The organism is Kineosporia sp. A_224 (genome assembly GCF_002198655.1).
Classification (GTDB): domain Bacteria; phylum Actinomycetota; class Actinomycetes; order Actinomycetales; family Kineosporiaceae; genus R-H-3.
In genome coordinates this window covers 19,744-42,630 of record NZ_MWLN01000170.1, presented here as the reverse complement: position 1 = coordinate 42,630, position 22,887 = coordinate 19,744, and the positions used below count along the sequence as shown (strand labels likewise).

Genomic DNA, 22,887 nt, shown 5'->3' with positions numbered 1-22,887 from the left:
TGCTGCGGACGGCGCGAGCGCCACGGCCCCGGCCGCGCGCGCCGTCCGCAGCACCGCCCGCAGCGCTGTCCGGGTCGAGCGCCGGGCCGGGCTGGTCCCCCGAGGTGCGTGGACGGTCACGATGCCCTCCCGATGCGCCCGCCGGCCGCCCATCATGGCGGCCGTGTCGATCACGGCGCCAGTGCGACGCCGGACCGCGGGGCCGGGTTCCGGTCGCGATGCGCCATCCTGGGCGGGTGCAGCCTGCAGCCGACGCGCCACCGGTCGTCGGGCGGCTCGGCCGCTTCGACGGGACGACGTTCGCGCCCGTCGTCGAGGGCGAGGTCGACGCCGCGTTCGTCCACGTCTTCGTCCACGGCTGGATGCCCGGCTTCCGCACCCGGGAGCGGCTGCTCGCCGCGACGGACGGCGTCCGTGCGCTGCACGCCTGGGACCCGCGCCTCGTCGACCCCGACGGGCGCCCCCTGGTCGCCGACTACACCCCGCTCGTCGAGGCGCTGCACGGGCTCGGCCCGGACCACGCGGTGCTCTGGTACTCGTGGATCGACGAGTCCGCGACGGACGCCGACGTCCTCCTCGCGCACCGCTCCCGGCAGGCCACGCAGATCAACGGCCGCCGGCTCGCCGTGGCCCTGCAGCAGGCGCTGGCCCGCCGGCCCGGCCGGCGCGAGCGGCTGCACCTGATCGGGCACAGCCACGGCAGCGCGGTCGTCACGCACGCGGCGGCGTCGCTGCGCCGCCCGCCGGACCACCTGACGTTCCTCGACGCGCCGGAGAACCAGCTGACCCGGATCGGCGGCGCCGCGGACCTCATCGACGCGGTGCTCCCCCGGCTGCACCCGGGCCGGGAGCGGGGGCGGGTCTTCGTCGACTCCTACACGTCGATGTTCGGCGGGCCCTACCACCGCCGTCCGGGGCTCGCGGCCGTCGTCGACGTCTCCCTCACCGCGCCGCTCACGGCGACCCTCGACCCCGTCCGGGCCGTGACCGCGGCCCACCTGTATGCCGTCGACTGGTACGCGCGCTCCGTGCGCGAGCTGCACCGCGGCGTCGGGTACGGCTGGTCGCCGCTCGTCACGGAGGCGGCCCCCGGCGGGCCCGGGCCGGCCGTCGCGGACCTGCATCCCTGGTACACCGCGCCGCTGGCGCTGCGTCCCCTCGACGTCCGCCGCCGTCCCGAGCTGCCCCTCGCCGCGACGGCGGGCCGGCTCGCCCGCCGCAGCCAGGTGCGGCACCGCCCGCTCGAGGGCGCCCGGCTGGCGGTGACCCAGGTAGCGCCGGACGCCGCGCTGTCGTTCACGACGGCCCCCGGCGACCAGCTCCTCGAGTTCGACCTGTCGGTGCACGGCGGGGACGGCGCCGAGCAGCTCGACCTCGCCGTCGACGGGGTCGCCGCGTTCCGGTCGCTGACGCGCTACCCGGTGCCGATGTCAGGCCGCTACGTCATGCTCGCCGACGGCCGCCCGGGCGATCACCTGCTCACGGCGCGGCTCACGTCGCGCCGGCCGCCGCTCGGCCGGCGCGCGGGTGACGGGCCGGCCCGGCCCGTCACCGTCCACGTGACGAACCTGCGGCTGGTCAACACCCCGGGCGCCGCGGCGGGCTTCTCCCCGACCCGGACGATGGGCGCCGCGTTCGCCGCCGGTGCGGCGTCGGGGAGCCTCGCGACGCTCGTGACGCTCGTCGCCACGGGCTGGACCGCGCGCCGGGTGCTCGCGGCGCTGACCCGGCGCCGGGCCGCTACCTCGGCGGCGGGGTCGACGCCGAGGGCTTCGGCGCCGCACCCGGCTTCGGCCCGCAGATGACCTTGTCCTCGGCGATGTACGTCGTGCGGAACGTCTCGCGCTTGACGACCTTGCCGTCCTTCTTGAAGATCCGCCCGACCGAGACGTCGAAGCCCCCGTTCGCGTCCTGAGGCACGCAACCGGGCCTGGGGTCGTAGATCGTCTTCGGTGCCCGGAAGTTCGACCGGGCGCTCTTCGTCGCCTCGATGTCCCAGGTCTTCGTGCTCCAGAACGACACGTGGACCTTGGTGTCGACCCACGCCTGGGTGAGGACGGCGTACTTGGAGTCGTTGCGCCACTTGAGGTCCACGGTCGGCCAGTTCACGGTGGCCTCGCGTCCCTCGGGGTAGCGCGAGATGTAGAACGAGTGCGGCTTGTGGTAGATGTCCTCGAGCCCGGTGAAGAAGACGTTGTTGAAGATCGTCGTCGCCATCTGCGAGACGCCGCCGCCGTAGTCCTGGACGAGCCGGCCGCCGCTGATCGCCGGCGCGGGGTTGTAGCCCTTCTCCGGCGTCCGCTTGCCGAGCACGGCGTTGAGGCTGAAGGTCTCCCCGGGCAGCACGAGGGTGCCGTTCACCGTGCGCGCGGCGATCCGGAGGTTCTCGGTGCGGCCGGCGTTCGAGGTGAGGACCGTCGTCCACGTGGACGTGCGCTCCTTGACCCCGAGCGCCTTCGCCTCCTCGGTCGTGAGGTCCGGCTCCTTCTTCGTCACCGGGGCGACGACGGTCCGGGTCGCCGGGTCGGTCGCGACGAGCGCGGTCGCCGCGGCGGCGCCGAGCTTGGTGGCGTCCACGGTCACCCCGTCGACGGCGGGCACGATCTTCGGCTTCCCGCCGGACAGCACGATCTTCGCGTCCTTCGGCTTCTTGCCGATGGTCGGCTCGGCCGCGAAGAGGGCCGCGGAGAGCTTCGCGCCGTCGACGGTGAGGGCGAGCCGGCCGTCCTCGCCGAGGGTCGTGCCCAGGGCCGGGACGACGGCCTTGACGGGCAGGGAGACGGTCGTGCCGCCGACCTTGACGGGCAGCGGGCCGGAGGTCGCCGGCCGGCCGATCTCGCTGACGGCCCGCTCGACCTCGTCGGCGTGCACCTGCGGCTGCTGCTCGGCCGCGGGGACGTCGATCGGCCCGGTCGCGGTGAGCCAGCGGTCGTGGACGACGCGCACGGCGCCGTCGACGTCGACCGCCCGCCCGACGACGGGGGCGACCGGCTGCGCGCCGCCGGAGGCGAACGTCAGCCCGCCGTCCTTCGCGGGGACGTCGAGCGCGGCCTTCGCACCGGTCACGGCCGCCCGCAGCTTCGCGGTGTCGACGCCGGAGTCGCCGGTGGCCCCGACCCCGGTGAGGTGGTCCCAGACCGTCACCGGGTGCAGCGCGGGCCCGACGAGGTCGTCGACGGCGCGGTCGGCGTCGACGACGAGCCCGGCCGTGACCCGGTCGAGGGTCGCCGTCCGGTCCCCGGCGCGCAGCGTCAGCGGCGCGCCCTGCTGCGCGGCGGCCCGCACCTTGGCGACGGCGGCGTCCCGGTCGAGGCCGCCGACGTCGACCCCGGCGACGTGCCCGCCGCGCGGCACCTCGCCCGCGAACGCGACGGCGGTGCCCAGGTAGCCCGCGAGGGCCACCCCGGCGAGGGCCCCGAGCCCCACTGCGATCCGACCGGGCGCCACGGCTGCCCCCTCCTGCGAACGACCCGGACCGCCCCGACCCGGTGGTACGACACTGCGGACCACGCCATCGTAGGAAACGTACTTCGGCTACGGGCCGGGACGGGGCAATCGGCGGGTCACACGCCGGACGACCGCCCCGGGCTCAGCGGGCGCAGGTCCACGACGCCCGGGCCGCCGTCCGGACCGCCGTCCGGGACCGCCGCGACGGCGGGCAGCTGCGCGTACCGGTGCCGGGCGTCGAGCAGGACGTCGGTGATCTCGTGCCCGATGAGCTCGTGCCGGGCGAGCAGGGCGTCCCGCAGGGCCTCGACGAGGTGGCGGTTGTCCTCGAGCAGCGTGCGGACGAACTCCTTCTGCTCGCGCAGGAGCCGCTCGACCATCCGGCGGCCGTCGGTGTCGCCGAGCACCCGGCCCACGAGCCCGGCGTCGGAGAAGGCCGAGCCCTGGACGGCGGCGAAGGACACGAGGGTGTCCCCCATGCCGGCCTGGCCGACCATCTGGGCGGCGACGTTCGTCGCGTAGGTGAGGTCGCTGCCGGGGCCGGTCGAGACGTCCCCGAAGAAGATCTCCTCGGCGGCCTGGCCGCCGAAGGCGATCCGGATGAGGTCGCGCAGCTCGGTGCGGGACCGGGTGTAGACGTCCTCGCGGTCACCGTGCGCGAGCAGGCCGAGGGCGCCGCCGCGCTTGACGATCGTGAGGATCTCCAGCCGGCGGTGCGGCGCGACGAGCCAGGCGACGGTCGCGTGCCCCGCCTCGTGCGTCGCGATGAGCCGCTGCTCGTGCTCGGTGTAGCCGACGGGCTGGCCGAGGCCGACCTCGGTGATGAGCCGGGCGTGCTCGACGTCCTCCCACGACATCGCCCGGGCCCCGCGGCGGACGGCGTTGACGAGCGCCTCGTCGAGGAGGTTCTCGAGCATCGCGGGCGTGTAGCCCTGCGTGATGCCGGCGAGGGCGTCGCGCCGCTCCTCGGTGCCGAGCAGCGGCTCGTGCGCCTTGCGGGAGAGGAAGTGGTCGACGAGCTCGCGGCGCGCGGCCTTGTCCGGGGCCTCGAAGACGAGCCGGCGGTCGAACCGGCCGGGGCGCAGCAGGGCGGGGTCGAGGTTGTCGGCGCGGTTCGTCGCGGCGATGAGCAGGATGTCGACCGGCTCGATCCGCGGCCGCGGGATCTGCCGGGCGGGCGGCAGGAAAGCATTGACCGCGTCGACGACCGCACCCTGCATCTTCTGCCACGTGGTCGGGGTGTCGAACGACTGCATCTGCACGAGCAGCTCGTTGACGACCCCGCCGACGCCCTCGCTCACCGCGCCGTTCGCGTTGACCGTCAACGGGTTCACGCCGGTGCCCGCCGTGCCGAGCGTCGTCGTCCCGGCGAGGCCGCCGACCGACGGCAGCCCGACGAGGCCGCCGCAGCAGCTGCCCGCGGCGAGCGAGCCGGCCGGGGCGACCGTCGCGCCGTGGGCGCTCATCGCCATCCCGCCGCGGGTCGTGGCGATGGCGTCGATCTCCTCGATGAAGCCGATCGCCCCGCCCTCGGCGCGGGCGGCCTTGCGCAGCTCGTTGAAGTAGGAGCGGATCTTGCGGGCGGTCGCGCCGTAGTACATCGACTGGAAGCTCGTCGCGGAGACGAAGAGGAACGGCACCCCGGCCTCGGCGGCCATCGCCTTCGCGAGGTGCGTCTTGCCGGTCCCGGGGCCGCCCTCGAAGAGCAGGCCGCGCCGGGCCCGGCCGCCCATCTCGCGGCGGAAGGTGCGGGCGTTGAGGAAGAGGTCGATCGAGCGGCGGACCTCGTCCTTGACCGGCCCGACGCCCTTGACGTCGTCCATCCGGACGTCGATCTGCTCGGGCCGGTAGAGCACGTGCGGCGAGCGCCCGGCGGCGAACGACGACCCGACGAGGATCGCCAGGAGCGCCGCGAAGAAGACGACCGCGGTGACGATCATCGGGTCGAAGGCGGGCAGCGCCGGCAGCGGCACCGGGTGGCCGGCCGCCCACGCGACGAACGGCGCCGCGACGACGAGGAGGACGGCGACGAGCCGCCGGACCCGTGCGCGGCGCCGCCGCTCACGCGCCGCCGTGACGTCGAGCGCCGGGGTCCGGCTGCCCCGGGTCGCGTGCCTGACCGCGTGCCTGCGTGCCACGATGCGCCTCCTCCGCGGCCCCGCCGACGCGGGCCCGTGCACTCACGGTGAGGTGCGGGCGGGCCGCCGGGTGAGCGCAGGGCGACGATGTCCACCGTCTGCCACGCCGGCGTCACCCGGTCGGCGCAGCCCGAACGGAGGAGGCGACCGGAGGGTGACCTCAGCGCCGGGCGGCCAGCGCGTCGAGGCTGTCCCCGAGGACCCCGAGGGCGAGGTCGAGGTCCGCCTCGTCGATGACGAGCGGGGGCGCGAGCCGGATCGTCGACCCGTGGGTGTCCTTGGCGAGGACGCCGCGCGCGGACATCTCCTCGCAGAGGGCGCGGCCGGTGCCGAGCGCCGGGTCGACGTCCACGCCGGCCCAGAGCCCGATCGTCCGGACGTCGGTCACACCGCGGCCGCGCAGGGCCTCGAGCCCGGCCCGCAACCGGGCCCCGAGCAGCCGCGCGCGCTCCTGGTACTCCCCCGTCTCCAGCAGCCCGACGACGGCGCGGCCGACGGCGCACGCGAGCGGGTTGCCGCCGAAGGTGCTCCCGTGGCTGCCCGCGGTCATGACACCGAGCACGTCGTGGCGTGAGACGACCGCCGACACCGGCACGATGCCGCCGCCGAGCGCCTTGCCGAGCACGAGGACGTCGGGCCGCACGCCGGCCGGCTCGACGCCGCCGGCCTCCGTGGCGAACGTCGTGCCGGTACGGCCGAGCCCGGACTGGATCTCGTCGGCGACGAGGAGCACGCCGCGGGCGTCGCAGACCGCGCGCACGGCGGGCAGGTACCCGGCCGGCGGGATGACGACACCGGCCTCGCCCTGCACGGGTTCGAGCAGGACCGCGACGGTCGTGTCGTCGACGGCGGCCTCGAGGGCGGCGGCGTCCCCGTAGGGCACGACCCGGAATCCCGGTGTGAACGGCCCGAAGCCGGCCCGGGCGGACTCGTCGGTCGAGAACGACACGATCGTCGTCGTCCGGCCGTGGAAGTTGCCGGCCGCCACGACGATCGTCGCCTCGCCGTCCGGCACGCCCTTGACGTCGTAGCCCCACTTGCGGCTCAGCTTGATCGCCGTCTCGACGGCCTCGGCGCCGGTGTTCATCGGCAGCACCGTGTCCATGGCGGGGTTCGCCCGCGTCGCGAGGTGCGCGAGCTCGGCGCAGAACTCCTCGAGCTGGTCGTGGAGGAACGCCCGGCTCGTCAGGGTGACCCGGTCGAGCTGGCGCCGGGCCGCGTCGAGGAGCACCGGGTGCGCGTGCCCGAAGTTCAGCGCGGAGTAGCCCGCGAGGCAGTCGAGGTAGCGCCGGCCGCCGGTGTCGGTGAGCCAGGTGCCGACGCCCTCGGCGATGACGACGGGCAGCGGGTGGTAGTTCGGCGCGACGGCGGACGACGACGCGTGCGCTGCGGTCCGGGGCACGGCCGGGGTGGTTGCGGTCATCGGGTCCTCCGTCGGGTGGGTGGTGGGACTGGGGTCAGCGGACCGGTGGTCAGCGGGCCGGTGGTCAGCGCAGCTCGAGCGTGCAGCACTTCGGGCCGCCGCCGGCCTTGCGCAGCTCGGAGAGGTCGACGGGCACCGGCACGAAGCCGCGCGCGGCGACCTGGGCGGCCAGGCCCGTCGCGGTGCCGGGCAGGACGACGTGGCGGCCGTCGCTCACGGCGTTGAGGCCGAGGACCATGGCGTCCGCCTCGGCCGCGACGACGGCGTCCGGGAAGAGCAGCCGCAGCGCGGCGAGCGAGCCGGGGCTGAACGCGGGCGGGTAGTAGGCGACGGTCTCGTCGTCGAGCACGGCGAGCGCGGTGTCGAGGTGGTAGAACCGCGGGTCGACGAGGCGCAGCGTGACGACGGGCCGGCCGAGCAGCTCCTGGGCGTCGTCGTGCGCCTCGTGGTGGGTGCGGAACCCGGTGCCCGCGAGCACGTACCGGCCCACGACGAGGAAGTCGCCCTCGCCCTCGCTGACGTGCGGGCTGTCGAGCGGGGTGAACCCGTTGCGGCGGAACCACTCCCGGTAGACCGGCCCCTCGCCGACCCGCTCCGCGTGCCGGAACCGCGCGGGCATGACGAGGCCGTCGACGACGAGCCCGCCGTTCGCGGCGAAGACCATGTCGGGCAGTCCGGGGACGGCGTCGATGACGTGCACCTCGTGCCCGAGGGCCGTGTAGGTGTCGCGCAGCGCCTGCCACTGCGCGGTCGCCCGGGCGACGTCGACGGCGTCCCCCGCGGTCATCCAGGGGTTGATCGCGTAGTCGAGCGCGAAGTGCTCCGGCGGGCACATGAGGTAGCGCCGGGGCCGGGCCGCGCGCGGCCGGGACAGGTCGTCGAGGAGGAGGTCGTCGGGGGTCGTTCCGGCCGGCCCGGGGGCACTCCCGAGGCGCGGCGCCGAGGGCGTCGCGGTCATGTCTCGACGGTAGGCAGCGGCCCGACGCACGGACAACACCCGCCCGTTGCCGCTCGGCGGCGATCCGTTGCGTGCATACGTCCCTCGGTGAGGGATCATTGCGTCATGGCCCTGGACCGCATCGACGAGCAGCTCGTCGCCCTTCTCCAGGACGACGCGAGGTCCACGTTCGCCGACCTCGGCGCCGCCGTCGGTCTGTCCGCCCCCGCCGCCAAGCGCCGTGTCGACCGGCTCCGGACCACCGGCGTCATCACCGGCTTCACCGCGGTCGTCGACCCCGCGGCCCTCGGCTGGACGACCGAGGCCTACGTCGAGCTCTTCTGCGCCCCGCGCACGACCCCGGCCGCCGTCTTCGCCGTCGCCGCGAAGCACCCGCAGGTGGTCTCGTCGTGCACGGTCTCCGGCGAGGCGAACGCCCTGCTCCACCTGCGCGCCGCCGACGTCCACGACTTCGAGCGCATCCTCGAGCGCATCGAGGCCGAGCCGGTCGTCGTCCGCACGAAGTCCGTCATCGTGCTCTCCCGCGGCCCGAGCCGCTCGACGACCGACTGACCCCCCGCTCATGCTCACGCCGGGTACCGCTTCTGCGCCGTCCGACGTGGTTTCGGTACCTGCCGCGAGCATGAGCGGTGGACGGGGGTTGGATGGGTGGGTGGTGAACGTGCTCGTCCGCGACTATGCGGACGCCGACGAGCAGGGCTGGCTGCGGTGCCGGGTCCTCGGGTTCCTCGGCACCGCGTACTTCGACGACGTCTGGACGTCGTACCCGAGGTCCACGCCCGGCCTCTCGCTGGTCGCGGTGCGCGCCGGCCAGGTCGTAGGGATCTGCCAGGCCTCGATCGCGGACCACGGCGCGACCATCGACACCGTGGTCGTGCACCCGGACCATCGCCGCGCCGGGATCGCGTCTGCCCTGCTGGCGGAGCTGAAGGAGCGGCTGGCCCGCCAGGGGGTCGGCGTCGTCGACGCGTGGACACGCGACGACCCGGGAACGCTCGCCTGGTACCGCGACCAGGGCTTCACCGTGACCTACCGGTACCTGCACGTCTACGCGTCGACCCCCGAGGAGATGCGTGCCGCGGCCGGTTCGACCGCAGGGCTGCTGCCCCGATCCGGCTTCTTCCACGCGGACACCCAGGATCCCGAGGTCGAGGTAGCCCTGCGGACGACGTTCGCCAGGGTGCACGCCTGCCACCGCTTCGTCGCCGAGATCTCCGTCTGAAGGGAGCGCGGCGTCAACGTGGAAACTCCACCACAGCGGGGTGTGGCGAAGTTTCCACACTGACGGCGACCTGGTCCGTCGGGGCGAGAACCGTGCACGCGGGGTTGCACGGGCTCGGGCGACCGCCCCAGCCGCGGGCCCGCAACGACTCTGCGACCTCCGCCGCGACCGTGCATGGGTCGTCCGCGACCGGGCGCCAGCCGTAGCGCAGCGACGACCGGCCCGACCGTGTCACCGCGTTGTCCCGGCCGTCGTCGCGGGACTGCTCCTCGGGCGGGTGCGCCTCGGCGCCGTCGAGCTCGACGACGAGCGCCCAGACGCCGTATCTGACGTCGCGGTAGCGCGTGCGCTCCCGGCGCCGCTCGACGATCCTCTCGACCGGGTTGTAGTCCCCCGCGGGCAGCCGGTGCGCGCGCTCGACCCGGCGCAGGTACTCGCGCTCGAGGGCCGACCGGACCCCGGTGACGACGTCCTCGAGCACGAGCTCGAGCAGCCGGCGCCACCGGTGGCGTCGCCTCGCCTGCAGGCACCGCCGCAGCCGGTCGGCCGTCGTCGTCCGGCGTTGGACGGCGCGCAGCACGACGCCGACGGCGTCCCACGGTCGGGTCGCGCCGGCCGCGACGTCGAGCACCGCCTCCTCGACCCGCAGCCGGGGCGGGCTCGCTGCCGGGTGCCGGGCCCGGTCGAGGTTCGTCGCCCGCACGACGACGACTCCGGGCTGCCTGCGGACCCGCCGCTCCGCCGGGACACAGACGGTCGTCGCAGGCGGTGCGTCGTCGACAACGCCCCCCAGCCACAGCGCCGTCCGACCGCCGGCGACCGCTCCAGGGCCGGCGTACAGCAGTGCCGCCCAGACCCGCGCCTCGGCGGGCAACGGCCCGGTATGGACGACGAACACCGCCGGCAGCAGGCGCACCCACCGCCCCGAGGCGACGAGCCAGTCGACCTGCCGCGTGGAGAGCCCGCACTCGCGCGCCTGCGCCCGGGAGACGACACCGCACTGGCTCCTCGAGTGCGCCCACCACCGCGGGGACCGCCCCCGCGGACGCCGCACCACCACGTCACCGGGCTCCGCTGTCACGCCCTCGATCATCACGGCCCCGCCCCACGGAATCGACCCGCGCACCCGCCTCTGTGGACAACCCCGCGACACGGCCGTCAACGTGGAAACTCCGCCACAGCTGGGTGTTGCAGAGTTTCCACGTTGCTGCTCCGGGGTGGGGGCCAGTCGGGTAGCTCCGGCGCCGTGCGACGCCCGTTTGCGGTACCTGCCGCGAGCATGAGCGGTCGTGCGGGTGGGGTCACGCGCCGGCGAGAAGGTCGGTCTCGCGGCCGTTCTCGTCGAACGGGGCGGCCTTCTCGCCCTTGACGAGGCGGTAGAACTCGAACCCCGCGAGCGGCTGGCCGACGCCGTTGCTCAGGGCGAAGAACGGGCCCTCGACGTTGATCTGGGTGGCGTGGGCGCGCAGGGCCGCCGACTTCGCGTCGACGTACGCCGAGCCGTCGACGGCGGACGTCACGAGCTCGTCGGCGACGACCATGCTCGGGAGCGGGCCGTCCGGGCTCATCCCCTCGAAGGGGTTGTCCCCCGTGGCGTCGAGCCTGCGGAGCGTCTCGCGCATGAGGCCCTCGGGGATGCACACCCAGTAGACCTTCGGGACGTCCCAGCCCGGCACCTCGCCGTCCGGCCCGGGCGCCGGTGCCGCGGCGAGCTCGACCGCACGCATCGCGACCCGGTGCGCCTGCACGTGGTCGGGGTGGCCGTAGCCGCCGCCCGGGTCGTACGTCGCGAGCACCTGCGGGCGGACCTCGCGGACGACGTCGGCGAGCCGGGCCGCGGCCTCGTCGACGTCGGCGAGCGCGAACGCTCCGGGCCGGGTGTCGGGCGCGGGGACGGCGACCCCGTCCGGGCCCCAGGCCATCCCGGAGTCGCGGTAGCGCTGCGGGCTGCCGCCGTCCGCGCCGCACCGGTCGAGGAAGCGGTGGTCGTGGACGCCGAGGTGGCTCATCGCGTCGGCCAGCTCGCCGACGCGGTGGTCGCCGAGGGTGTCGTCGCGGTCGCTCGCGAGGTGCGCCAGGTCGGCCGGGATGATCTCGCCCTCCTCGCCCCGGGTGCACGTCACGAGGGTCACGTGCGCGCCGGCCGCCGAGTACCGGGCCATGGTGGCGCCGTTGTTGATCGTCTCGTCGTCCGGGTGGGCGTGGACGAAGAGCAGGCGTGCGGTGGGGGCGGGCTCGGTCGGGGCAGTCATGGCTGCGATTCTGCCTCCCGGCGACCGGCCGGGCGCGCCCGCCGCGCAGTACCGTTCCGCCATGCCGACCGGGGCCACCGATCCGTCCGACCAGCCCGACCGACCCGACCTGCCGCGCGTCGTCGCGGCCCTGCGGGCGCTCGTCCGGCTGCCCACGGTGAGCCACCGCGACCCGGGCCGCGTCGACACCGCCGTCTTCGACGCCTTCCACACCGAGCTGGCCCGGCGCTTCCCGCTCCTGCACGCCCAGCTGGAGGCGACGCGGGTCGGCGGGCACGGGCTGCTCTTCCGCTGGCCCGGTGCGGACGACGCCCGGCCGGTCGTCCTCATGGCCCACCTCGACGTGGTCCCCGTCGACGAGCAGGCACCGTGGCAGCACCCGCCGTTCGGTGCCGACCTCGTGGACGGCGCGGTCTGGGGCCGGGGGACGCTCGACGACAAGGGGCCGCTCGTCGTCGTCTGCGAGGCCGTGGAGTCGTTGCTGGAGAACGGGTTCACCCCGGCCCAGGACGTCTGGCTGTCGTTCGGGAGCGACGAGGAGGTGCTCGGTGCGTCGGCGGTGGCGGCCGTCGAGGAGCTGCGCCGCCGCGGTGTGCGGCCCTGGTTCGTCGTCGACGAGGGCGGCGCCGTCGCCTCCGAGGCGCTGCCCGGGGTCGCCGTCCCGGTCGCGGTCGTCGGGGTCACCGAGAAGGGCGTCACGTCGCTGCTCCTGCGCGCCGAGGGCCGCGGCGGGCACGCGTCGACCCCGGCCCGCAACGGCCCGACCGCCCGGCTCGCCCGCGCGATCGCCCGGCTGGACCGGACGACGATGCCGGCCCGGACCCCCGAACCGACCCTCGAGCTCTTCCGCCGGGTCGCCCCTCACCTGCCGGGGCCGCTGCGCGCGGTCGCGGCGAACGCCCGCCGGCTCGGGCCGCTGCTCACCCGCGCGCTCGTCGCCGCCGGCCCGGAGACCGCCGCGATGACCCGCACGACCCTCGCGGTGACGACGCTGTCCGGCTCCCCCGCGCTCAACGTCATCGCCTCGACCGCGACCGCCGGCGTCAACGCGCGGCTCATGGTCGGCGACACCGTCGAGGACGTCGTCGCCGCCGTCCGGCGCGCCGTCGCGGACGACTCGGTCGCCGTCGAGGTGCTCGAGCGCGGCGAGGCCTCCCCGGTCTCGCCGGTCGACGACCCGGCGTTCGCCCTTCTCGAGGCCACGACCCGGGAGGTCTTCCCCGACGCCGTCCCGGCGCCCTACGTCATGATGGCCGCCACCGACTCCCGGCACTTCACGGCGATCTGCGACCGGGTCTACCGGTTCGCCCCGTTGCGGATGACGAAGGCGCAGCGAGCGGCGATCCACTCCTACGACGAGCACGTCCGCGTCGACGACCTGCTCGACGGTGTCCGCTGGTACCGCCGCCTCCTCGAAGGGCTGCCCGCATGAGCCTGCCCGCACCTGCCGTCACCGCCGCCCGGGGCCTGGCCCGCGTCGTCGGCGTCCTGGTGTGCGTCGAGATCGCCAGCGGCGTCCTCCAGGGCTACTACACGCCGGTCTGGACCGACATCGCCGACCACCTCTCGATGCGCGACGCGGACGTCAACTGGTTCGAGGCCGCGCAGCTCATCGTGTCGGCGCTGCTCGTCCCCCTCCTGGCCCGGCTCGGCGACCTCTACGGCCCCAAGCGGGTGCTCGTCGGCGCAACGGCGATGACGGCGCTCGGCTCCTGGGTGCTCGCGGTCGCGCCCGGCTTCACGACCTTCCTCGTCGGGTTCGCGATCCAGGGCGCGTACGTCGTCTGGTTGCCCATGGAGGTCGCCATCGTGCACCGCCGGACGGCGGCCACGGGCCGCCAGGAGATCCTCACCCGCCGCGCGGCCGCCGTCCTCGTCGGGGCGCTCGAGCTCGCCGTCATCGTCGGGGCGCTGACGAGCGGCGCCCTCGTCGCCGCGACGTCGATGAACGTGCTGCTCATGCTCCCGGCCGTCGTCGTGACCGTGGTGCTCGTGCTGGTGGTCGTCGGGGTCGAGGACTCCCCCGGCACCTCGGACGGCGGCCTCGACCTCACCGGGCTGGGGCTCGTGACGCTCGCGCTCGGCCTCGTCATGGCCGGCCTCATCACGGTCCGGCTCCAGGGACCCGGTTCGGTGCTCGCGTGGGCGCTCGTCGCGGCCGGACTGGCAGCCGGCGTCCCCTTCGTGCGCTACGAGGCCGCCCACCCGGCACCGCTCGTCGACGTCCGGCTGATGGCCCACCCCGCGCAGTGGCCGGTGCAGCTCACGGCCTTCCTCTTCGGGATGTCCGTCCTCGGCGCGCAGATCCCGCTGTCGACGTTCGCCCGCACCGACCCGGCGGTCGCCGGCTACGGCCTCGGCGCGGACGCCTCGTTCGTCTCCACGCTCATCGGGCTCTACGTCGTGAGCCTCGCCGTCGGCGCGTTCACCCTGCCGCTCACCACCCGGCTGCTCGGCCGGCGCGGTGCCCTCGTCGGGTCGAGCCTGCTTGTCGCGCTCGGGTACGCCCTGTGGCTGCCGTTCCACGCGACGACCGGGCAGGCGCTGCTGAACATGGCCGTCGCGGGCCTCGGGTCGGGGGCGCTCGTCGCAGCCCTGCCGGCAGCTGCAGCCGCGGCGGCACCGCCGGAGCGGACCGGTTTCGCGACCGGGATGACGAACGCGACGAAGACGGTCGGCGGCGCGATCGCGTCGTCCGTCTTCGCGATCGCGCTCGCCTCGACCGGCTCGCTCGACGGACCGGACACCGGGCACGCGCCGCTGGCCGGCTACCTCACCGTGTGGTCGGTGTGCGCCGTGGCCGCCCTCGGCGCAGCGGTCGCGCTGCTCCGCCTCGCCGACCCGGCCACGGTCGCACCGGCCGCCGGTGCTCCCGTCAGGCCTGCGGCGGGGTGAAGCTCACCGGCTCCTTGGCCGGCTCCGGGAAGTGGCAGGCGACGGACGTGCCCGGCGAGACCTCGCTCAGCGGCGGGATCTCGGTGGCGCAGCGGTCCTGGGCCTTCCAGCACCGGGTCCGGAAGACGCAGCCCGACGGCGGGTTGGACGGCGAGGGCAGGTCGCCCGTGAGGACGATCCGCTCCCGCTGGCCGCGCATCGACGGGTGCGGCAGCGGGATCGCCGACAGCAGCGCCTTCGTGTACGGGTGCCGCGGCGACCGGTAGAGCGAGTCGCTGTCGGTGATCTCCATGACGCGACCGAGGTACATGACCGCGATCCGGTCCGCGATGTGCCGTACGACCGACAGGTCGTGCGCGATGAAGACGTAGGCCAGGTTGAACTCGTTCTGCAGGTCCTCGAGGAGGTTGAGCACCTGCGCCTGGATCGACACGTCGAGCGCGGAGACCGGCTCGTCGCACACGATGAGCTTGGGCCGCAGCGCGAGAGCCCGGGCGATGCCGATGCGCTGGCGCTGGCCGCCGGAGAACTCGGCCGGGAACCGGTTGTAGTGCTCGGGGTTCAGCCCGACGCGCGCCATGAGCTCCTGGACGGACTTCTTGACGCCGCCCTCGGGGTTGACCCCCTGGACCTCCCACGGCGAGGAGATGATCTTGCCGATCGTGTGCCGCGGGTTGAGCGACGAGTACGGGTCCTGGAAGATCATCTGCGCCGAGCGCCGCACCGGCACCATCTGCCGCATGCTCAGGTGCGTGACGTCCCGGCCGTCGATCTCGATCGAGCCGCCGGTCGGGTCGAGCAGGCGCAGCATCGTGCGCCCCGTCGTCGACTTGCCGCAGCCGCTCTCCCCGACGAGACCCACGGTCTCGCCGGCGTGGACGTCGAGGTCGATGTTCTCGACGGCCTTGACCTGGCCGATGGTGCGGCGCAGGAAGCTCGACTGGATCGGGAAGTACTTCTGCAGGCCGCGGACGCGCAGGACGACGTCGCCCACCGGCGTGCTCGCGCCCCGCGGGCCCGCGTCGGTCAGGTTCGGCGTGGTCACGCGACCTCCTCGGTCCCGGGGGCCTTGACGGCCAGGGTGCGCTTCTGGTCAAGGGTGAGGAAGCACCGTGCGTCGTGGCCCTCGTCGACCGGGGTGAGGTCCGGGCGCTCGGTGTCGCACCGCCCGTCCGGCACGTGCTGCGCGTAGGCGCATCGCGGCCGGAACACGCAGCCCTTCGGCAGGTTGATGAGCGACGGCGGCTGGCCGGGGATCGGCTCGAGCCGCTTGCCCCGATCAGCCTCCATGTCGGGCACCGATGACATCAGGCCCCACGTGTACGGCATGCTCGGCCGGCTGAAGATCTCGTCGACCCCGCCCCGCTCGACGACCCGGCCGCCGTACATGACGGTCACGTCGTCCGCGCTCTCGGCGACGACGCCGAGGTCGTGGGTGATGAGGACGATCGCCATGTTGTACTCGACCTGGAGCTCACGGATCAGCTCGAGGATCTGGGCCTGGACGGTCACGTCGAGGGCCGTGGTGGGCTCGTCGGCGATGAGCAGGGCCGGGTTGTTGATGAGCGCCATCGCGATCATCGCGCGCTGCCGCATGCCGCCCGAGAACGAGTGCGGGTAGTCGTCGACGCGTCGGGCGGCGTTCGGGATGCCGACCCGGTCGAGCATCGTCACGGCACGCCTGCGGGCCTCGGCCTTGGGCACCTCGCCGTGGGCCTGGACGGCCTCCACGAGCTGCTTGCCCACGGTGTAGAAGGGGTGCAGCGAGCTCAGCGGGTCCTGGAAGATCATCGCCATCTGCGTCCCGCGCAGCGCGCGGATGTCCGCCTCCGGCGCGGTGACGATGTCCACACCGTCGACCCACGCGTGGCCACTGATCTTCGCGGCCCGGCGGCTGTGCAGCCCCATGATCGCCTGGCTCGTCACCGACTTGCCGGAGCCGGACTCGCCGACGATGGCCATCGTGCGGCCGCGTTCGAGGGCGAACGAGACCCCGTCGACGGCACGCACGATGCCGTCCTCGGTCTGGAACGAGACCTTCAGCTCGTCCAGCTCGAGGAAGGCCCGCTTCGTCGTGCCGGCGCCGGCGACCTGGCCTGTGGACTGGGCGGTCACGAGAGCCTCACCCTCGGGTCGATGACCATGTAGAGCAGGTCGACGACGAAGTTGGAGATGATGATGAAGGCGGCGGCCACGAGGGTGACGCCGGTGATGACGGGCAGGTCGGAGTCGAGGACGCTGCCCACGGCCAGCCGGCCGACCCCGGGGAGGTTGAAGATCGCCTCCACGATGATCGCGCCGCCGAGCAGCAGGCCGAGGTCGAGACCGGCGGCAGTGACGATCGGGGTGAGGCCCGCGCGCAGCGCGTGCTTCACGGTGACGGCGCGCTCGGTGAGGCCCTTGGCGCGCGCGGTGCGGATGTAGTCCTCGCCGAGCGTCTCGACCATCTGGGTCCGGGTGAGCCGGACGTAGAACGCCGCGGACGCCGTCGCGATCGTCAGCCAGGGCAGCAGCATCGTGTCGAAGAACTTCGGGAAGTCCTGCGTCGGTGGGTAGTAGTCCGGGTACGGGAGCAGGCCGAACTGGACGATGACGACGATGAGCGCGATGAGGCCGACGAAGAACGTGGGGAGCGAGTACACGATGAGCGCGAAGCTCTGCAGCGCGACGTCGAGCCATCGACCTCTGTTGAGGGCGGCCACGACACCTCCGCTGACGCCGATCGCCATCCACAGCACGAAGCTGCCGAGCGCCAGCCACATGGTGACCGGCACCGCCTCGGTGATGAGGTCCGTCACCGGCGCCTGCTTGGCGAACGAGTAACCGAGGCAGGGTGCGGGGCACTGGATCTCCGCGACGCCCTGGCCCTCGTTGTACGTGCGCCCCGCGAAGATGCCCTTGACGTACGTCGTGTACTGCTCCGTGAGGGGCTTGTCGAGGCCGAGCCGCACCTTGTTCGCGGCGACGACGTCCGGCGTGCAGGACTTGCCGCACGTGAGCCGGGCCGGGTCGGCCGGGAGCACGGAGAAGAGCAGGAAGACGACGATGCTCAGGCCGACGAGCATGACGACCATCGCACCGAGGCGTTTGACGACGAAACCGAGCACCTGCTCCACCCTCCGAGAGACGTGCTGTTCGCTGCCGTGCCCGGCCCCGCCCACGAGGGCGACGGGACCGGGCACGAGCGACGAGCTGTACTGCCCGGTGGGGGCGCGGGTGCGCCCCCACCGGTCACGGTACGCGCGAGCGCACCGCCTGGATCATGCCCTGGGGAGCAGGGTCACTTCACCAGGTAGAGGTCGTTCCAGGACGGGCCGCCGAAGGCGGGGTTGATGTACGGCTTGCCGCCGAACGACGCCGTCTTGACCTTGCTCCCGAAGATCTCCTGCTCCTTGCCGAAGCGGGTCGGGATGATCAGGCCGAGCTGCACGGCCTGCTTGTTGAGCTCCTGCCACTTCTTGGCCTGCTCGTTGCGGTCGAGCGTGGTCTTCGCGTCGTCCACCGCGGCGACGAACGTCTTGTCGTCCCACTGCGACATCGGGAAGCCACCGGTCGGCGTGAAGAGCTCCGGGATGACCGTCGACGCGTTGAGCCAGTCCGGGCCCCAGCCGGCGCCCGAGACAGAGCCCTGCTTGGCCGGGTCGAGGACCGTCGGGTAGTACGCCGACTGCTCGATCGGGTTGAGCTTGACCTTGAAGCCGGCCTTCTCCCACGACGCCTTGGCGATCGCGGCGGCCTTGTCGGCCGTCTGGTCGTCCTTGGCCTTGCCGTAGTCGAAGGTGATCTCCGGCGGGGCCTCGCCCGCCTCGGCGATGAGCTTCTTGGCGAGCTCGACGTTGCCGGTCGGGGGGACAGCCTCGCCGAGGAGACCGTCCCAGAGGCCGGTCGGCGCGTAGTCGATGCCGATGTTCGGCTTGACGGCGCCGTCCGCGAAGTCACCGGCGAAGGTTCCGCCGGCGAGCTTGCGGAGGGCCTCACGGTCGAGCGCCGCCATGAGGGCCTGGCGGTGCTTGACGTTCGGGACCTTCTTGGTGTTGATCGCGTAGTAGCGGACGAACGGGTCGAGCTGGTCCGTCGCGCGCGCCGCGTTCTGCGGGTTGTCGAACACGGTCGCGAGGTCCGCCGGGTCGATGCCCTCGGCGGTCACGGCGAAGGCGTCGTCACCCGTGGACTTGATGAGCCGCTGGTCGATGACCTGCGGGTTGATGCTGAAGGACATGACGACCTTGTCCGGGAACGCGTTCCGGACCGGGTCGCTCTCCTTCTTCCACGCCGTGTTGCGGACGAGGGTGAGCGCCTTCTTCTCGACGTACGACTCGATCTTGTACGGGCCGCTGGAGACCGGCGCCATGTCGTACTTCTCGCCGGTGTCCTTGGCCTTCGGGACCGGGCTGTAGGTGAGCAGCGTCGTCGTGCCCGCGTAGTCCGGCACCGGCTTGTTGAGGTTGAACGTGATCGTCTTGCCCTCGCACGTCACGGCCTTGTCGTACGCCGCGACGCCCTCGGGGGTGTTCTTGTACGGGCCGGTGTAGATGCTCGCCCCGTCCTTGTCCTTCGGGACGTCGAGCATCGAGACCGCGTACTGCGGGCCGTCGGTGATGACGTCCTGCGCGAACGAGCGGGAGACGCCGTACTTGACGTCGTCGCACGTGATCGCACTGCCGTCCTCGAACGTGATGCCGTCGCGCAGCGTGAACTTCCAGACCTTGCCGGTGGCGTCCGGCGTGCCGGTGTCGGTCGCGAGGTCGGGGACGATCTTCGTGCCCGCCTCGCCCTCACCGGTCGCGTACGTCGTCAGCGACCGGTGGAGGAACGTCCCGGCGAAGGCGAGGTCGACGCCGGTGTAGTTCCGCTGCGGGTCGAGGTGAGCGATCTTGTCGCCACCGCTGAACACGTTGAGCGTGCCGCCGGCCTTGCTGTCGCCGGAGCCGCTGCTCGCGGTCTCCCCGCCGGTGCCGGTCGAGCTGCCGCCGCTGCACGCAGCGAGCGTGAGCAGCGCGCCGGCAGCCACGGCGGCGATCGCGCCGGGCTTCCTCTTCACCATGTGTTCCTCCGGGAGAGCGATAGACGGTGCGCCTGGTCGGCCCGTCGTCTTGTTGCCGGCCACCGTTCGGTGGCCGGTTGCCCGCCAGTGCGGGGGTCTGTGGGGGTGCGGGGTCGCACGCGCGGCGGGCCTGTCGTCAGACCCGGCCGGCCCTCGGGTCGAGCGCGTCGCGCACGGCGTCGCCGAAGAGGTTGAACGACAGCACCGTGATGACGAGCCCGATCGAGGGGAAGAGCAGGTACGACGGGTACGTCTGCCAGTAGTTGATCGAGTCGGACAGGAGCTTGCCCCACGTGGGCAGGCTCGCGTCCGTTCCGACGCCGAGGAAGGAGAGCGTCGCCTCGGCGGCGATGTACCCCGGCAGCGAGATCGACGAGTAGACGATGACCGGCGCCCACAGGTTCGGGACCAGCTCGGTGAGGATGATCCGCCGGCGCGAGGCACCCATCGCCGTCGCGGCCTCGACGAACTCGCGCTCGCGCAGGCTGATGACCTGGCCGCGGACGATGCGCGCGATGTAGGGCCAGCCGAAGATCGCGAAGAAGAGGATCAGGTAGGTGATCCGCGAGAAGTTGCCCTCGGGCACGCCGAGCGCCGTGAGCCGGTCGATCATGACGTTGCTCAGCGCGAGCAGCAGGAGGAGCGACGGGAACGTCAGCGTGAGGTCCATGAGCCAGGTGAGCGCGCGGTCGACGAACCCGCGGGACGCCGCGGCGATCGTGCCGATCAGCACGCCGATCGTCACCGTGAGCACCACCGACGTGAGCGCGATGAGCAGCGACACCCGGGCGCCGTAGAGAAGAAGCGCGAGGATGTCCTTGCCTGTGCCCGGCTCGATCCCGAAGGGGTGGTCGAGGGTCGGGCCGCTGACCGGCCGGCCGGCGTCCGCGATGAGGTCGGAGTTGCCGTCCGGGCTGACGCCGAGGAGCGCGCACACGACCGGCGCGAACGCCGAGATCAGGATGATGAAGAGCGCGACCCCGAGGCTGATCATCGCGGTCTTGTTCCGGCGCAGCCGGCGCCACGCCAGCTTGCCCGGGCTGAGCCCCTGGAGGGCGGGGGCGGAGTCCGCCACCTCGAGGGCGTGGTCCGCTGCCACCTGCATGTCCGCCTGAGAAGTACTCACGGCCTCCCGATCCACCCTTCCAACGGACAACCTTCCTGTCCAACGGCGTTCTGACAGCAAAGACCACCCGCAGGCCGTGCCAGCAGCCGCACATTAGCCGAACCGCAACGGAGTTTCACCAGCCCGTCGGGAACGCTTGCACTCCCCGAGCGCCTCCGTTGGGCCGGATCCGGACGCAACCCATTAAAGACCTGTCCGGTTTATACCGTTTCTCGCCAAGCTCGGGGCTGTTTGCACCCTTTTGCCTACGTAGAGAAGCGACAAAACGGGCTCTCGCAGTTTGCATACCGGCACATCGCGGTAACGCAAAGGCAACGTAACGATTTGGGTACCGATAGCGGGCGCCGGATCGCCGCGGCGACCTCTCGGCGGAACCCACTCCCTCACAGTGAGCACTCACTCACTCAGGGTTGCAAGGGGGCCCGGCACCCAGAAGGTGACGGGCCCCGTGGCGGGCTGCGGCTCAGCCGCGGCGGTTGCGGGCGCGGACCTTCTCGCGGTCCACGGCGTTGAGCTCGACCTTGCGGATCCGGACGGCGTCCGGGGTCACCTCGACGCACTCGTCGTCCCGGCAGAACTCCAGGCACTGCTCGAGCGAGAGCTTGCGGGCCGGCACGAGGCGCTCGAAGTCGTCGGAGGTCGACTGCCGCATGTTCGTGAGCTTCTTCTCCTTGGTGATGTTGACGTCCATGTCGTCGGAGCGGGAGTTCTCCCCGACGATCATGCCCTCGTACACCTCGGTCGTCGGCTCGACGAAGAGCGTGCCGCGCTCCTGGAGGTTCGCGATCGCGAAGGACGTCGCCGCGCCCGACCGGTCCGCGACGAGGGAGCCGGTGGGCCGCGTGCGCAGCTCCCCGACCCACGGCTCGTAGCCCTCGAAGACGTGGTGGGCGATGCCCGTGCCCCGGGTCTCGGTGAGGAACTCCGTGCGGAAGCCGATGAGGCCGCGCGACGGCACCCGGAACTCCATCCGGACCCAGCCGGTGCCGTGGTTCGCCATCTGCTCCATCCGGCCCTTGCGGACGGCGAGCAGCTGGGTGACGGCACCGAGGTACTCCTCGGGGGCGTCGATCGTCAGGTGCTCGAACGGCTCGTGGAGCTTGCCGTTCACCTGGCGCGTGACGACCTGCGGCTTGCCGACGGTCAGCTCGAAACCCTCGCGCCGCATCGTCTCGACGAGGATGGCCAGCGCGAGCTCGCCGCGGCCCTGGACCTCCCACGTGTCGGGGCGCTCGGTGGGCAGCACCCGGATCGACACGTTGCCGACGAGCTCGCGGTCGAGCCGGTCCTTGACGAGGCGGGCGGTGACCTTGGTGCCCTTGGCCCGGCCCGCCATCGGCGAGGAGTTCGCCCCGATCGTCATGGAGATCGCGGGCTCGTCGACCGTGATGAGCGGCAGCGGGCGCGGGTCCTCGGGGTCGGCGAGGGTCTCGCCGATGGTGATCTCCGGGATGCCGGCGACGGCGATGATGTCGCCCGGCCCGGCGCTCTCGGCGGACTTGCGCTCGAGCGCCTCGGTCATGAGCAGCTCGGTGACCTTGACCCGGGACATCGAGCCGTCCCGCTTGCACCACGTGACCTGCTGGCCCTTCTTGATCGTGCCCGAGCGCACCCGGCACAGCGCGAGCCGGCCGAGGAAGGGCGACGCGTCGAGGTTCGTCACGTGCGCCTGCAGCGGCACCTCGTCGTCGTACGACGGCGCCGGCACCGCCTTCATGATCGTCTCGAAGAGCGGCTGCAGGTTGTCGCTGTCCGGCATGCCGCCGTCGTCCGGGCGGTTCAGCGAGGCCCGGCCGGCCCGCGCCGAGGCGTACACGACCGGGAAGTCGAGGGCGACGTCCGGGTCGAGCCCGGTGCCGTCGATGAGGTCCATGAAGAGCTCGTACGTCTCGTCGACGACCTCGGCGATCCGCGAGTCCGGCCGGTCGACCTTGTTGACGACGAGGATCACGGGCAGGTGCGCGGCGAGCGCCTTGCGCAGGACGAACCGGGTCTGCGGCAACGGGCCCTCGGACGCGTCGACGAGCAGCGCGATGCCGTCGACCATGCTCAGGCCGCGCTCGACCTCGCCGCCGAAGTCTGCGTGCCCCGGGGTGTCGATGATGTTGAACGTCACACCGCCGACGGGGGCGTGCTCCCCCGCCCATCGCACCGCGGTGTTCTTCGCGAGGATCGTGATGCCCTTCTCGCGCTCGAGGTCGTTGCTGTCCATCGCACGCTCGTCGATGTGGGCGTGCTCGCCGAACGAGCCGGTCTGCCAGAGCATGGCGTCGACGAGCGTCGTCTTGCCGTGGTCGACGTGGGCGACGATCGCGATGTTGCGGATGTCGTCGCGGGTGCGCGTGGGCATCAAGAAGCCTTCGAGAGAGGTCGGGGATCACG

The 22,887-nt window shown here is 73.0% G+C and carries 17 protein-coding genes; 5 read left to right on the top strand and 12 right to left on the bottom strand.

What is annotated here, in order from left to right; all coding sequences use genetic code 11:
• Positions 1–236: 236 nt before the first annotated feature.
• Positions 237–1,805, top strand: coding sequence for a hypothetical protein (locus EDJALFJO_RS34385; RefSeq protein WP_088287113.1), 1,569 nt, complete (start codon positions 237–239; stop codon positions 1,803–1,805).
• On the opposite strand, the gene EDJALFJO_RS16305 is transcribed toward EDJALFJO_RS34385, so the two are convergent.
• The 4 genes from EDJALFJO_RS16305 to ddaH form a co-directional block, all read right to left on the bottom strand.
• Positions 1,741–3,447 carry a VanW family protein gene (locus EDJALFJO_RS16305; RefSeq protein WP_143448613.1) on the bottom strand — a complete coding sequence of 569 codons (1,707 nt, stop codon included), beginning with the start codon at positions 3,445–3,447 and terminating at the stop codon, positions 1,741–1,743. The two genes, EDJALFJO_RS34385 and EDJALFJO_RS16305, sit on opposite strands and share 65 nt — an antisense overlap.
• Positions 3,448–3,563: 116 nt before the next feature.
• Complete coding sequence (locus EDJALFJO_RS16300) at positions 3,564–5,585, bottom strand: AAA family ATPase (protein WP_088287109.1); 2,022 nt, start codon at positions 5,583–5,585, stop codon at positions 3,564–3,566.
• Between the two features lie 160 nt (positions 5,586–5,745).
• Positions 5,746–7,008 carry an ornithine--oxo-acid transaminase gene (gene rocD / locus EDJALFJO_RS16295; protein WP_088287107.1) on the bottom strand — a complete coding sequence of 421 codons (1,263 nt, stop codon included), beginning with the start codon at positions 7,006–7,008 and terminating at the stop codon, positions 5,746–5,748.
• Positions 7,009–7,072: 64 nt separating this feature from the next.
• Positions 7,073–7,966, bottom strand: a complete 894-nt coding sequence (gene ddaH, locus EDJALFJO_RS16290; RefSeq protein WP_088287105.1) for a dimethylargininase — start codon at positions 7,964–7,966, stop codon at positions 7,073–7,075.
• A 105-nt stretch (positions 7,967–8,071) separates the two neighbouring features.
• Here ddaH and EDJALFJO_RS16285 point away from each other — a divergent pair, with 105 nt between their 5' ends.
• Together EDJALFJO_RS16285 and EDJALFJO_RS16280 are read left to right on the top strand one after the other, a co-directional pair.
• Positions 8,072–8,518: an Lrp/AsnC family transcriptional regulator gene (locus EDJALFJO_RS16285; protein ID WP_088287104.1), complete on the top strand. Its 447-nt coding sequence runs from the start codon at positions 8,072–8,074 to the stop codon at positions 8,516–8,518.
• Between the two features lie 100 nt (positions 8,519–8,618).
• Positions 8,619–9,188 carry a GNAT family N-acetyltransferase gene (locus EDJALFJO_RS16280; protein ID WP_198950361.1) on the top strand — a complete coding sequence of 190 codons (570 nt, stop codon included), beginning with the start codon at positions 8,619–8,621 and terminating at the stop codon, positions 9,186–9,188.
• 13 nt (positions 9,189–9,201) lie between these two features.
• Here the strand turns inward: EDJALFJO_RS16280 and EDJALFJO_RS16275 are convergent, their stop codons facing one another.
• Positions 9,202–10,269 carry a type IV toxin-antitoxin system AbiEi family antitoxin domain-containing protein gene (locus EDJALFJO_RS16275; RefSeq protein WP_158220464.1) on the bottom strand — a complete coding sequence of 356 codons (1,068 nt, stop codon included), beginning with the start codon at positions 10,267–10,269 and terminating at the stop codon, positions 9,202–9,204.
• 220 nt (positions 10,270–10,489) lie between these two features.
• The gene (mshB, locus tag EDJALFJO_RS16270; protein WP_088287099.1) at positions 10,490–11,440 is read right to left on the bottom strand and encodes an N-acetyl-1-D-myo-inositol-2-amino-2-deoxy-alpha-D-glucopyranoside deacetylase; all 951 of its coding nucleotides are present in this window, start codon (positions 11,438–11,440) and stop codon (positions 10,490–10,492) included.
• 61 nt (positions 11,441–11,501) lie between these two features.
• Here mshB and EDJALFJO_RS16265 point away from each other — a divergent pair, with 61 nt between their 5' ends.
• Positions 11,502–12,872, top strand: coding sequence for a M20/M25/M40 family metallo-hydrolase (locus EDJALFJO_RS16265; protein ID WP_088287119.1), 1,371 nt, complete (start codon positions 11,502–11,504; stop codon positions 12,870–12,872).
• Positions 12,869–14,335: an MFS transporter gene (locus tag EDJALFJO_RS16260; protein ID WP_088287096.1), complete on the top strand. Its 1,467-nt coding sequence runs from the start codon at positions 12,869–12,871 to the stop codon at positions 14,333–14,335. Before EDJALFJO_RS16265 ends, EDJALFJO_RS16260 begins: the two co-directional genes overlap by 4 nt.
• On the opposite strand, the gene EDJALFJO_RS16255 is transcribed toward EDJALFJO_RS16260, so the two are convergent.
• The 6 genes from EDJALFJO_RS16255 to typA all read right to left on the bottom strand — a co-directional run bounded on the left by EDJALFJO_RS16255 (position 14,316) and on the right by typA (position 22,855).
• Positions 14,316–15,380, bottom strand: a complete 1,065-nt coding sequence (locus EDJALFJO_RS16255; RefSeq protein ID WP_088287093.1) for an ABC transporter ATP-binding protein — start codon at positions 15,378–15,380, stop codon at positions 14,316–14,318. The two genes, EDJALFJO_RS16260 and EDJALFJO_RS16255, sit on opposite strands and share 20 nt — an antisense overlap.
• Positions 15,377–16,450: an ABC transporter ATP-binding protein gene (locus EDJALFJO_RS16250; protein ID WP_088287090.1), complete on the bottom strand. Its 1,074-nt coding sequence runs from the start codon at positions 16,448–16,450 to the stop codon at positions 15,377–15,379. Before EDJALFJO_RS16250 ends, EDJALFJO_RS16255 begins: the two co-directional genes overlap by 4 nt.
• Positions 16,447–17,442 carry an ABC transporter permease gene (locus EDJALFJO_RS16245; RefSeq protein ID WP_088287117.1) on the bottom strand — a complete coding sequence of 332 codons (996 nt, stop codon included), beginning with the start codon at positions 17,440–17,442 and terminating at the stop codon, positions 16,447–16,449. The genes EDJALFJO_RS16250 and EDJALFJO_RS16245 overlap by 4 nt, the downstream gene beginning before the upstream one ends.
• Before the next feature lie 173 nt (positions 17,443–17,615).
• Positions 17,616–19,379 (bottom strand): ABC transporter substrate-binding protein, encoded by a 1,764-nt coding sequence (locus EDJALFJO_RS16240; protein ID WP_088287088.1) that lies wholly within the window; start codon positions 19,377–19,379, stop codon positions 17,616–17,618.
• Between the two features lie 136 nt (positions 19,380–19,515).
• Positions 19,516–20,478, bottom strand: coding sequence for an ABC transporter permease (locus EDJALFJO_RS16235; protein WP_158220463.1), 963 nt, complete (start codon positions 20,476–20,478; stop codon positions 19,516–19,518).
• Positions 20,479–20,968: 490 nt separating this feature from the next.
• Complete coding sequence (gene typA, locus EDJALFJO_RS16230; RefSeq protein ID WP_088287084.1) at positions 20,969–22,855, bottom strand: translational GTPase TypA; 1,887 nt, start codon at positions 22,853–22,855, stop codon at positions 20,969–20,971.
• Between the last annotated feature and the right edge of the window lie 32 nt (positions 22,856–22,887).